The organism is Azospirillum sp. A23 (genome assembly GCF_042938965.1).
In the GTDB taxonomy this organism is placed as follows: domain Bacteria; phylum Pseudomonadota; class Alphaproteobacteria; order Azospirillales; family Azospirillaceae; genus Azospirillum; species Azospirillum melinis.
In genome coordinates this window covers 1,809,117-1,821,619 of sequence record NZ_CP170667.1, presented here as the reverse complement: position 1 = coordinate 1,821,619, position 12,503 = coordinate 1,809,117, and the positions used below count along the sequence as shown (strand labels likewise).

Genomic DNA, 12,503 nt, shown 5'->3' with positions numbered 1-12,503 from the left:
TGGAATAGGCCGACTCTGCGGATATCCACAATAGCCGCAATTCGTCCGATCATGAACAATGCGCAACAAGTACGGGGCCGAACAGTCAGTCTCGTCTACAATGAATACCAGAGGGGGACGCACCTATGAAACTCGTGAAGCTCCTGTGCGCGGCGGCGGTCGGCTGCATGATGTCGGCGCCGATGGCGATTTCGACGGCCTGGGCCCAGGACCAGATCGTGATCAAGTTCAGCCACGTCGTCGCGCCGGAGACGCCGAAGGGCAAGGGTGCCGAGAAGTTCAAGGAACTGGCCGAGAAGCTGACCGCCGGCAAGGTGAAGATCGAGGTCTATCCCAACAGCCAGCTCTACAAGGACAAGGAAGAGCTTGAGGCGCTGCAGCTGGGTGCCGTGCAGATGCTGGCCCCGTCGCTGGCCAAGTTCGGCCCGCTGGGCGCCAAGGAATTCGAGGTCTTCGATCTGCCTTACATCTTCCCGAGCAAGGAAGTTCTCCAGCGCGTCACCAAGGGCGAGATCGGCAAGAAGCTGTTCCAGAAGCTGGAGTCCAAGGGCATCATCGGGCTGGCCTACTGGGACAACGGCTTCAAGATCATGAGCGCCAACAAGCCGCTCATCAAGCCGGAGGACGTGAAGGGCCTGAAGATGCGCATCCAGTCGTCCAAGGTTCTGGACGCCCAGATGCGGGCGCTGGGCGCCCTGCCGCAGGTGATGGCCTTCTCCGAAGTGTACCAGGCGCTGCAGACCGGCGTCGTCGACGGCACGGAGAACCCGCCGTCCAACATGTTCACCCAGAAGATGCACGAGGTTCAGAAGAACGCCACCCTGACCGACCACGGCTATCTCGGCTATGCGGTCATCGTGAACAAGAAGTTCTGGGAAGGCCTGCCCGCCGACGTCCGCGGCAAACTGGAAGAGGCGATGAAGGAGGCGACCGACTACGCCAACGACATCGCCCAGAACGAGAACGACGTGGCGCTGGCCCAGATGAAGGCCTCCGGCAGGACCGAGTTCCACACCCAGACCAAGGAAGAGCGCGAAGCCTGGGTCAAGGCCCTGAAGCCGGTCCACAAGGACGCCGAAGCCCGCGTCGGCAAGGACCTGATCGAAGCGATCTACAAGGAATCGGCCGCGGCCGGCTTCAAGATGTGATTTGAGCCGTCAGGCGGATTTCCCTCTCTCCTCCGGGGAGAGGGTCAGGGTGAGGGGGCAGCACAGGCGCAAGCCTGTGCCAGGGGATTGCCAAGGGGCAGCATGCCCCTTGGCGGCGCGCAGAGCGCGCCGGCCCCCTCACCCTCCCCACCGCTGCGCGGCGGGTCCCCTCCCTCTCCCCGGGGGAGAGAGGGCAATTCACCGCTGACGGAAGTGTCGATCCCTGGCTCCCTAGCAGGGAGCGGGACGACTTAACAAACGCCAAACCATCTCCGCCGACCGGGAGATCCCCCCGACATGCTTATGAAAATTCTCGACCGGCTTGAGGAGACGCTGATCGCGTCGCTCATGGCCGGGGCGACGCTCGTCATCTTCGCGTCCGTCGTCCACCGCTATTTCTCCGGCGTTCCCTACATCCAGGACTATGTGCTGCACTGGAACCTTGCCTGGGCGCAGGAGCTGTGCATCTACATGTTCGTGTGGATGGCCAAGTTCGGCGCCGCCTATGGCGTGCGCACCGGCATCCATGTGGGCGTCGACGTCATCATCAACCGGATGGAACCGCACCTGCGTGCCAAGTTCGTGCTGTTCGGGCTGGGTGCCGGCGCGCTGTTCACCGGCATCGTCGGGTCGCTCGGCGCCCGCTTCGTCTACCACATGTCGGAGACCGAGCAGGTGTCGGCCGATCTGGAATGGCCGATGTGGATCATCTATCTGGCGGTGCCGCTCGGCTCCTACCTGATGTGCTTCCGCTTCCTCCAGGTCGCCTGGACCTTCATCCGCACCGGTGAACTGCCCCACCACGACCATGCCCAGGTCGACGGCATCGACCCGGTCGAAGCCGCCAAGGAAGGAGGCCCGGCATGAACGCCGCCATCATCTTCGGGCTGCTGCTGGCCCTCATGCTCACCGGCATGCCGATCTCCATCTCGCTCGGCCTGACGGTTCTGTCCTTCCTGTTCTTCATGACCGATGTGCCGATCGACGCCGTGGCGCTGAAGCTGTTCACCGGCATCGAGAAGTTCGAGATCATGGCGATCCCGTTCTTCATCCTGGCCGGCAACTTCCTGACCCATGGCGGCGTCGCGCGCCGCATGATCAACTTCGCCACCTCGATGGTCGGCCATTGGCACGGCGGCCTCGGCCTTGCCGGCGTGATGGCCTGCGCGCTGTTCGCGGCGGTGTCGGGCTCCAGCCCGGCCACCGTGGTCGCCATCGGCTCGATCATCCTGCCGGCCATGGTGGCGCAGGGCTTCCCGAAGAATTTCGGCGCCGGCATCATCACCACCTCGGGCGCGCTCGGCATCCTGATCCCGCCGTCCATCGTGATGGTGATGTACTGCGTCGCCACCACCGGCCACCCGCAGGCCGCCTCCATCGGCCAGATGTTCATCGCCGGCGTGGTGCCGGGCATCCTGCTGGCCTGCTTCCTCGGCTTCACCACCTGGTTCCGCGCCCGCAAGTTCGGCTACCCGCGCCTGCCCAAGGCCAGCTTTGCCCAGCGCATGCATGCCCTGCGCGAAAGCTTCTGGGGCCTGCTGCTGATCATCGTCGTGATGGGCGGCATCTACAGCGGCATCTTCACCCCGACCGAGGCGGCGGCGATGGCCGCGGTCTATGCCTTCTTCGTCGCGGTCTTCATCTACAAGGACATGCCGCTCCGCCGCGTGCCGAAGGTGCTGCTGGACAGCGCCAGCATGTCGGCGATGCTGCTCTACATCATCACCAACGCGGTGCTCTTCTCCTTCCTGATGACGTCGGAGCAGATCCCGCAGAACATGGCGGCCTGGATCCTCGACCAGAACATGGGCGTGTGGGTCTTCCTGCTGGTGGTGAACATCATCCTGCTGGCCGCCGGCAACTTCATGGAACCGTCGTCCATCGTCCTGATCATGGCGCCGATCCTGTTCCCGGTCGCCATGAAGCTGGGCATCGACCCGGTGCATTTCGGCATCCTGATCATCGTGAACATGGAAGTCGGCATGTGCCATCCGCCGGTGGGCCTGAACCTCTACGTCGCCTCGGGCATCACCAAGATGGGCATCACCGAGCTGACGGTGGCGGTGTGGCCGTGGCTGCTGACGATGCTGATCTTCCTCGGCCTCGTCACCTACGTCCCGGCGATCACGCTGTGGTTCCCGCGCCTGCTCGGCTTCATGTAAAGCCGCAAGTCGTCAGGGGATTTTCTCGCTGAATCGGCAGGGGCCGCGAAGTCCGGACAAGGGACTTCGCGGCCCCGCTTTTTTGTACCCATACATTGTTGCGCATTGAAGCCGGCGCGGGGCCGGGCCTAAACTTCTGGCATCCCCGCCGCCAGCCAGACCAGAGGTTAGCCTTGTCGGCCCAGTTCCTGCCCACCGCCTGTCCGCACGACTGCCCCAGCACCTGCGCGCTGGAGGTGGAACGCCTCGCCCCCGACCGTATCGGCAAGGTGCGGGGGGCTGCCGAGAACAGCTACACCGCGGGCGTCATCTGCGCGAAGGTCAGCCGCTATGCCGAGCGCGTGCATTCGCCGGACCGGCTGAAGACCCCGCTGCTGCGCACCGGTCCCAAGGGCTCCGGCCAGTGGACGGAGATCGGCTGGAACGAGGCGCTGGACCGCATCGCCGACGCCTTCCTGACCGCCGAGCGCACTTACGGCGCGGAAGCCGTCTGGCCCTATTTCTACGCCGGGACCATGGGTCTGGTGCAGCGCGGCGGTATCCAGCGCCTGCGCCACGCCAAGGGCTATTCGCGGCAGACCAGCACGGTGTGCGACACGCCGGCCAACATGGGCTGGCTCGCCGGCTATGGCGACATCCGCGGTGCCGACCCGCGCGAGATGGCGGAAAGCGACCTGATCGTCAACTGGGGCGGCAACCCGGTGGCGACCCAGGTCAACGTGATGACCCATGTCAGCCGCGCCCGGAAGGGCCGCGGCGCCAAGCTGGTCACCATCGACCCCTACCGCACCGGCACGGCCGAGGTCTCCGACCTGCACCTGATGCTGCGGCCGGGCACCGACGGGGCGCTAGCCTGCGCGGTGATGCATGTGCTGTTCCGCGACGGCCATGCCGACCGCGCCTATCTGGCCCGGCTGGCCGGCGACACCGCGGCGCTGGAGGCGCATCTCGCCACCCGCAACCCGGAATGGGCAGCATCCATCACCGGCCTGACCGTGGCTGAGATCGAAGAGTTCGCCCGCCTCTACGGCACGACCAAGCGGTCCTACCTGCGCGTCGGCTACGGCCTGTCGCGCGCCCACAACGGGGCGGCGCAGGTCCATGCCGTCTCCTGCCTGCCGGTGGTCACCGGCGCTTGGCAGCACAAGGGCGGCGGCGCGCTCTACTGCTCGTCCGGCATCTACAAGCTGGACAAGACCCTGTCGGAGGGGCTGGACCGCCTCGACAAGTCGGTGCGCAGCTTCGACCAGTCGCGCATCGGCGCGGTGCTGACCGGCGACCCGCGCGACCTGACCAGCGGCCCGCCGGTGACGGCGATGCTGATCCAGAACACCAACCCGGTGACGATCTGCCCGGACTCCAACCGCGTCCGCCAGGGCTTCCTGCGCGAGGATCTGTTCGTGGCGGTGCATGAGCAGTTCATGACCGACACGGCGAAGCTGGCCGATCTGGTGATTCCCGCCACCACCTTCCTGGAGCATGACGACATCTACCGCGGCGGCGGCCAGATGCACATCCTGATCGGCCGCAAGGTGATCGAGCCGCAGTTCGAGGCGCGCGAGAACCATTGGGTCATCAGCGAACTCGCCCGCCGCGTCGGCGCCGAGCATCCGGGATTCGGCATGACCGCGCTGGAGATCATCGACGCCATGCTGAAGGCGTCCGACCTCGGCGACGCGGCGACCCTGACCGCCGACCGCTGGATCGACGCCCAGCCGGATTTCGAGACCTCGCATTTCCTCAACGGCTTTGCGCATCCCGACGCCAAGTTCCGCTTCGCCCCCGACTGGACGGCGCTCGGCCCCTATGGCGGCATGCCGGAGCTGCCCGACCACATGCCTCCCGCCCGCGACGCCGATGCGGAGCATCCCTTCCGCCTCGTCACCGCCCCTGCGCGCCAGTTCCTCAACACCTCCTTCACCGAGACGCTGACCGCCCAGAAGCGCGAAGGCCGTCCCACCGCGCTGATCCACCCGGACGATGCCGCCGGGCTGGCTCTGGCCGACGGCGACGCGGTGCGGCTGGGCAACCCGCAGGGCAGCGTGGTGGTCCATGCGAAGTCCTTCGCCGGTGTGCCGCGCGGCGTGGTGATCGTCGAGGGCATCTGGCCCAACAGCGCCTTCGTCGAGGGCATGGGCATCAACAGCCTGACTTCGCCGGAACCGGTGCCGCCGGCCGGCGGTGCGGCCTTCCACGACACCGCGGTGTGGATGCGGGCGGCGTAAGCCCCCGTACTCATCCCACCCCTGCCCATACCCACCCGTGCGCCGCGCGCCCATCTCTGCTATGGCTGTGCCCCCATCCCAGAGAGACCGTGCAGCACCGCCATGACCGAGCCCGCCGCCTTCCTCAACGTCGCCAACTCCCTGTCCGGCAAGCGCTGGCAGGCGCGGCCCTGCGACGAGCGGCAGGCGCAGGCCCTTACCCAGGGGCGCGGGCTGCCGGAGATCGTCGGCCGGGTACTGGCCGCCCGCGGCGTCACCGAGGACAGCTGCGAAACCTTCCTCAATCCGACGCTGAAGGCACTGCTGCCCGATCCGTCGCGCTTCCGCGACATGGACCCGGCGGCCGAGCGCATCGCGCGGGCCATCCGCGACGGCGAGCCGGTGGCCGTCTTCGGCGACTACGACGTCGACGGCGCCACCTCCGCCGCGCTGCTGCGCCGCTTCTTCCGCTCGCTCGGCGCCGACATCCGCGTCTATGTCCCCGACCGCATCACCGAGGGCTACGGCCCCAACGCTCCGGCGCTGCTTCGCCTGAAAGGGGAGGGGGTGCGGCTGGTGGTGACGGTCGATTGCGGCATTTCCGCCTTCGCGGCGCTGGAGGCGGCGGCCGAAGCCGGGCTGGATGTCGTCGTGCTCGACCACCACGCCGCCGAACCGCGCCTGCCTCCCGCCGTCGCCTTGGTCAACCCCAACCGGCTGGACGAGGACGGCGCCTACCGCACGCTCTGCGCCGCCGGCGTCACCTTCATCACCATCGTCGCCATCAACCGCGTGCTGCGGACAGCCGGCTTCTACCGCGAGCGGGCCGAGCCCAACCTGATGGAATGGCTCGACATCGTGGCGCTCGGCACGGTGTGCGACGTGGTGCCCCTGACCGGGCTGAACCGCGCGCTGGTGGCGCAGGGGCTGAAGGTGATGGCGCGGCGCGCCAACCCCGGCCTCGCCGCCCTGTCCGACGTGGCGGGGGTGAAGGAGAAGCCGGACGCCTACCATGCCGGCTACGTCCTCGGTCCGCGTGTGAATGCCGGTGGCCGGGTGGGGGCATCCGACCTCGGCGCCCGCCTGCTCTCCACCGACGATCCCATCGAGGCGATGGAACTGGCCCAGCGGCTGGAGGGCCACAACGCCGAACGCCGCACCATCGAGCAGGCGGTCCTCGACGAGGCGCTGGAGCGTGTCGCCGCGGAGGCCGGGCGCACGACCGATCTGGTCTTTGTCACCGGCGTCGGCTGGCACCCCGGCGTCATCGGCATCGTCGCTGCCCGGCTGAAGGAGCGCTACAGCCGCCCGGCCTGTGTGGTGGCCCTGGAGGAAACCGCCGACGGCACCGTCATCGGCAAGGCGTCCGGCCGTTCGGTGCGCGGCGTCGACCTCGGTGCGGCGGTGATCGCCGCCCGGCAGGAGGGTCTGCTGCTGGCCGGCGGCGGCCACCGCATGGCGGCGGGCTTCACCGTGGCCGGTGACAAAATCGATGCGCTGCGCGACTTCCTGCACAGCCGCATCTCCGAACAGGTGGCATCCGCCCCGCTGGTGCCGACGCTGGAACTGGACGGCGCCCTGTCGGTCGGTGGTGCCAGCGTCGGTCTGGTGACGACGCTCGACAAGCTCGGCCCCTACGGCACCGGCAACGCCGAGCCGCGCTTCGCCATCGCCGACGCCCGCGTCGTGCGCGCCGACGTGGTGGGCGCCAACCATGTCCGCTGCATCCTGCAAGGCAACGACGGTGCCCGGCTGAAAGCCATCGCCTTCCGCGCGCTCGACAGCGACATGGGCCAGGCCCTGCTGACCGGCCGCGGCACGCCGTTCCACCTCGCGGGCGTGCTGCGCATCGACCGCTGGAACGGTTCGGAGGGAGTTCAGTTGCTGATCGACGACGCGGCACCGGCGCGCTCGGCCTGAGCGTCCAGCAAGGCGTAGGGGCGGGCAGGACGCAAAAAAGTATCGGGGGATGCGAAAAAGCGCTTGCGCTCAGCGGCTCCGATCTTTAGAAAGCGCGTCACCGCGAACGACGTCCCCGTCGTCTAGAGGCCTAGGACACCGCCCTTTCACGGCGGCGACACGGGTTCGACTCCCGTCGGGGACGCCATCTTCTCCAAGGTGCGCGACAAGCTTAGAAGGCCCGGCTTTATAGCCGGGCCTTTTGCTTTTGGCGGAATTTGTGCCCGGCGGTTGCCCGCCGATCCCGTTTCGCCCATCCTGATTTTTCCGGCCGCAGCAGAGCTGACCGCGATGACCGCTCCGAACTTCGTCACCCCTGGCACCCCCGCCATCCCCCTCAGCGTCGCGCCGATGATGGACTGGACCGACCGGCATTGCCGGTACTTCCACCGTCTGCTGTCGCGCTCGACCCTGCTCTATACCGAGATGGTGACCACGGGCGCCGTGCTGCATGGCGACCGCGAGCGGCTGCTGGGCTTCGATGCGGCGGAACATCCGGTGGCGCTCCAGCTCGGCGGTTCGGACCCGGCGGACCTTGCGGCCTGCGCCCGCATCGCCGAGGAATGGGGCTATGACGAGGTCAACCTGAACGTCGGCTGCCCGAGCGACCGCGTGCAGTCCGGCCGCTTCGGCGCCTGCCTGATGGCGGAGCCCGATCTGGTGGCCCGGCTGGTCGGCGCCATGCGCGACGCCGTGTCGATCCCCGTCACCGTCAAGTCGCGCATCGCCATCGACGAGATGGAGGAATGGCCGACGCTCGACCATTTCATCCGCACCGTCTCCGCCGCCGGCTGCACCCATTTCATCGTCCATGCCCGCAAGGCCTGGCTGAAGGGCCTCAGCCCCAAGGAGAATCGGGACATCCCGCCGCTGCGCTACGACCTCGTCCACCGGCTGAAGGCGGAGTACCCGCAGCTGACCATCGCCATCAACGGCGGCATCAGGACGTTGGACGAGGCTGAGGAGCATCTCGGCACGCTCGACAGCGTGATGATCGGCCGCGCCGCCTACGAGACGCCCTATCTGCTGGCCGATGCCGACCGCCGCCTGATGGGCGGGCAGCCCGGCCCCGACCGCCATGCGGTGATCGAGGCGATGTTGCCCTACATCGAGGCGCGGATGACGCGCGGCACGCCGCTGTCCTCCATCACCCGCCACATGCTGGGCCTGTTCCAGGGGCTGCCCGGCGCCCGTGCCTACCGTCGCCACATCGCCGAGAACGCCCACCGCCCCGGCGCCGGCCCGGAGGTGCTGGAACGCGCCGCTTCCCTGGTGCGTGGCCGCGGCACGGGTGAGGCGGTGGAGGAGGCCGCGTGAGTGGCTCCGGCCCGGATTGAACAGTGAACACACCCCGAAAAACCGTTTCATGATGTTTCAAGCGTTCCACCCAAGGCCGTGGAGCCGCCCCAACCGGATGGAATATGCGCCGTGCGTCCCGCACCGCTTGCGTGCGGGCGGGGTCCTCGCTAACTATGCCCACTTCATCGGACGGAGTGTAAGCGGTGCGGTACGTCAGCACGCGGGGCGCGGCCCCGGTCTTGGGTTTCGAAGACGTCCTTTTGGCCGGGTTGGCGCGCGACGGCGGCCTCTATGTGCCGGAGACCTGGCCGCAGTTCACGGCCGACGACATCCGCGCCATGCGCGGACTGCCCTACAGCGAGATCGCCGTCCGGGTGATGCTGCCCTTCCTGGGGGGCTCAATCGCCGAGGACGAGTTCCGCGCCATCGTCCGTGACGCCTATGCCAGCTTCGACCATGCCGCGGTGACCCCGCTGGTGCAGGTCGATCCGACCACCTGGGTGCTGGAGCTGTTCCACGGGCCCACGCTCGCCTTCAAGGACGTGGCGCTGCAACTGCTCGGCCGCCTGTTCGACCATGTGCTGGCCAAGCGCGGGCAGCGGGTGACCATCGTCGGCGCCACCTCCGGCGACACCGGCTCGGCCGCCATCGAGGCCTGCCGCGACCGCCAGAACGTCGACATCTTCATCCTGCACCCCAAGGGCCGCACGTCCGAGGTGCAGCGCCGGCAGATGACCAGCGTGCTGTCGTCCAACGTCCACAACATCGCGCTGGACGGCACCTTCGACGATTGCCAGGACCTCGTGAAGGCGATGTTCAACGACGGCGCCTTCCGCGACCGGATGGGGCTGTCGGCGGTGAACTCGATCAACTGGGCCCGCATCATGGCCCAGATCGTCTATTACTTCACCGCCGCGGTGGCGCTGGGCGCCCCGGACCGCAAGCTCGCCTTCACCGTGCCGACCGGCAATTTCGGCAACGTCTATGCCGCCTACGGCGCCCGCTCCATGGGGCTGCCGATGGAGACGCTGGTGGTGGGATCCAACAGCAACGACATCCTGGCGCGCTTTTTCGCCAGTGGGAGCATGGTCGCGGCGCCCGTCGTGCCTACCTTGTCTCCCAGCATGGACATCCAGATCTCTTCCAACTTCGAACGGCTGCTGTTCGACCTGCTCGACCGCGACGGCACCGCGGTGACGGAGGCGCTGAACCGCTTCCGCACCGAGGGCAGGTTCGCGGTGACCGACGCGCAGCTCGCCCGCGCGCTGGCCATCTTCTCCGGCCACCGGGTGGACGAGGCCGCCACCATGGCGACCATCGCCGATGTTTGGAAGGACAGCCTCTATCTGCTCGATCCGCACACGGCGGTCGGCATCGGGGCGGCCAAGGCGGCGGTTGCCGCCGGCCGGGTCGATCCGACCGTTCCCATGGTGGTTCTCGCCACTGCCCATCCCGCCAAGTTCCCCGACGCGGTGGAAAAGGCGACCGGCCGCCGGCCGGACCTGCCGCCGCGCCTGTCCGATCTTTATGTGCGCGAGGAGCGCCTGTCCGACCTGCCGAACGATCTGGCGGCGGTCCAGGACTTCGTCACCAAGCGCGCCCGCGCCGCCCAGGAGGCCGCATGAGTTCCATTCGTGTGACGACGTTGCCCAACGGGCTTCGCGTCGCGACCGACACCATGCCCGACGTGCAGTCCGTTTCGCTCGGCTGCTGGGTCGGGGTTGGTACCCGCAACGAGGCGGCGAGCGTCAACGGCGTCGCCCACCTCGTCGAGCATATGCTGTTCAAGGGCACCCGGCGCCGTTCGGCCTTCCGCATCTCCGAGGAGATCGAGAATGTCGGCGGCCAGCTGAACGCCTACACCACCCGCGAGCAGACCGCCTATTACGCCAAGGTCCTGCACGAGGATGCGCCGCTGGCGCTCGACATCCTGTCCGACATGATCCAGCACTCCACGCTGGACGCCGAGGAGCTGGTGCGCGAGCGCACGGTGGTGTTGCAGGAGATCGGCCAGAGCGCCGACACGCCCGACGACATCATCTTCGACCATTTCCAGTCCACCGCCTATCCGGGTCAGGCCATCGGCCGTCCGGTGCTGGGCTCGGCGGAGATCGTAGGATCCCTGCCGCGCGAGGCGCTGGTCGACTACATCGCCGGCCATTACGGCGCCCCCGGCATGGTGCTGAGCGCCGCCGGCCGGATCGAGCATGACCGGATGGTCGACCTTGCGTTCAAGGCGTTTGGCGACCTGCCGAGCGGCGCTCCGCCCAAGCCGGAAACCGCCCGCTACACCGGCGGCGATTTCCGCGAGGACCGCGATCTGGAGCAGATGCACCTGGTGCTCGGCTTCGACGGGGTGGGGGTGCACGATCCGGACTTCTACGCTCACTCGGTGCTCTCCACCCTGCTCGGCGGCGGCATGTCGTCCCGCCTGTTCCAGGAGGTGCGGGAGAAGCGCGGGCTGGTCTATTCCATCTACACCTTCACCGGCGGCTACCATGACGGCGGCTTGTTCGGCGTCTATGCCGGCACCGGCGAGGACGAGGTGGCGGAGCTGGTCCCGGTCGTCTGCGACGAGATCGCCAAGGTCGGCGCCGACGTCACCGAGGACGAGGTTGCCCGTGCCCGCGCCCAGTTGAAGGCCGGGACGCTGATGGCGTTGGAAAGCACCATGTCGCGTTGCGAGCAGCTGGGTCAGCAGATCCTGATCTACGACCGCCCGGTTCCGGTGGAAGAGATCGTGGCGAAGATCGACGGCGTCGACCGCGAGTCCGTGGTCAAGGCGGCGTCCCGCCTGCGTGCCAGCCGTCCGACCGTGGCCGCCCTCGGCCCCATCGCCAAGCTGGAAAGCTACGACCGCATCGCGGAGCGTCTCGCCTGACGATGAAGACGGTGGCGGCCACTCCTCTCCCCCCGCAGTTTTCCCCCTCTCCCCCCCGCTCACGCGCAAACGGAGTTTGCGCTGACGCGGCAGGCGGACCTCCGGTCCGCCGAAAGCGGGGAGAGGGTAGGGGTGAGGGGGATGCACTGCGTGGATCGTTCGGGTTGCGAATCCCCCTCGCCCTAACCCTCTCCCCGGGGGGGAGAGGGAATGGAAAGGTGGGGAGGGCGCCGCGCTCATGATCCGCCTCCTCGGCAGCGGCCTCATCGGCCCTCCTGCGATCCGGCTCGACGGGCCGCATTGCTACATCCGGCCGCCGCTGCCCCGCGACTGGCGGGAATGGGCAGATCTTCGTGCGACCTCACGCGGATTCCTGACGCCGTGGGAGCCCACATGGCCGGCCGATGCCCTGACGCGCACCGCCTTCGCCCGGCGGCTGCGGCGGCAGGCGCAGGAATGGCGGGACGACCTCGGCTACAGCTTCCTGATCTTCGACCGGGGGACCGACGCGCTGGTCGGCGGGCTCGGCCTCACCAACATCCGACGCGGTGTGGCGCAGATGGGGACGCTCGGCTATTGGGCCGGGCAGCCCTACGCCCGCAACGGCTATGTCTCCGGCGGCACCCGGCTGGCCCTGGAATTCGCCTTCGGCCAGCTCGGCCTGCACCGGGTCGAGGCCGCCTGCCTGCCGACCAACCTGCCGAGCCGCGGCCTTCTGGAAAAGGTCGGGTTTTCCTACGAAGGCTATGCCCGCGGTTACCTGCGCATCGACGGCGCATGGCGCGACCATGTCCTCTACGCCATCCTGCGGGAGGAGTGGCAGGCCTAGACTGGGCCCGTAGCCGCTCCA

General features: G+C 68.0%; 9 protein-coding genes and 1 tRNA gene. All 10 read left to right on the top strand.

Annotation, left to right across the window (positions count from 1 at the left end; all coding sequences use genetic code 11):
• Nucleotides 1–125: 125 nt before the first annotated feature.
• Nucleotides 126–1,148: a TRAP transporter substrate-binding protein gene (locus ABNQ40_RS25970; RefSeq protein WP_109050607.1), complete on the top strand. Its 1,023-nt coding sequence runs from the start codon at nt 126–128 to the stop codon at nt 1,146–1,148.
• 297 nt (nt 1,149–1,445) lie between these two features.
• On the top strand, nt 1,446–2,015 hold the full coding sequence (locus ABNQ40_RS25965; RefSeq protein WP_199235358.1) for a TRAP transporter small permease: 570 nt from the start codon (nt 1,446–1,448) through the stop codon (nt 2,013–2,015).
• Nucleotides 2,012–3,310 (top strand): TRAP transporter large permease, encoded by a 1,299-nt coding sequence (locus tag ABNQ40_RS25960; RefSeq protein WP_109050609.1) that lies wholly within the window; start codon nt 2,012–2,014, stop codon nt 3,308–3,310. Before ABNQ40_RS25965 ends, ABNQ40_RS25960 begins: the two co-directional genes overlap by 4 nt.
• Before the next feature lie 173 nt (nt 3,311–3,483).
• Complete coding sequence (locus ABNQ40_RS25955; RefSeq protein ID WP_109050610.1) at nt 3,484–5,535, top strand: molybdopterin oxidoreductase family protein; 2,052 nt, start codon at nt 3,484–3,486, stop codon at nt 5,533–5,535.
• Between the two features lie 102 nt (nt 5,536–5,637).
• A complete protein-coding gene (gene recJ, locus ABNQ40_RS25950; RefSeq protein ID WP_109050611.1) occupies nt 5,638–7,434 on the top strand; it encodes a single-stranded-DNA-specific exonuclease RecJ in 1,797 nt (598 codons plus the stop codon).
• 111 nt (nt 7,435–7,545) lie between these two features.
• Nucleotides 7,546–7,621 (top strand) — tRNA-Glu (locus tag ABNQ40_RS25945).
• A gap of 143 nt (nt 7,622–7,764) precedes the next feature.
• Nucleotides 7,765–8,790: a tRNA dihydrouridine(20/20a) synthase DusA gene (gene dusA / locus ABNQ40_RS25940; protein ID WP_109490827.1), complete on the top strand. Its 1,026-nt coding sequence runs from the start codon at nt 7,765–7,767 to the stop codon at nt 8,788–8,790.
• 185 nt (nt 8,791–8,975) lie between these two features.
• Nucleotides 8,976–10,397 carry a threonine synthase gene (thrC, locus tag ABNQ40_RS25935; protein ID WP_109048871.1) on the top strand — a complete coding sequence of 474 codons (1,422 nt, stop codon included), beginning with the start codon at nt 8,976–8,978 and terminating at the stop codon, nt 10,395–10,397.
• Nucleotides 10,394–11,653 (top strand): pitrilysin family protein, encoded by a 1,260-nt coding sequence (locus ABNQ40_RS25930; RefSeq protein WP_109048870.1) that lies wholly within the window; start codon nt 10,394–10,396, stop codon nt 11,651–11,653. Before thrC ends, ABNQ40_RS25930 begins: the two co-directional genes overlap by 4 nt.
• 238 nt (nt 11,654–11,891) lie before the next feature.
• On the top strand, nt 11,892–12,482 hold the full coding sequence (locus ABNQ40_RS25925) for a GNAT family N-acetyltransferase (protein ID WP_109048869.1): 591 nt from the start codon (nt 11,892–11,894) through the stop codon (nt 12,480–12,482).
• Nucleotides 12,483–12,503: the final 21 nt, after the last annotated feature.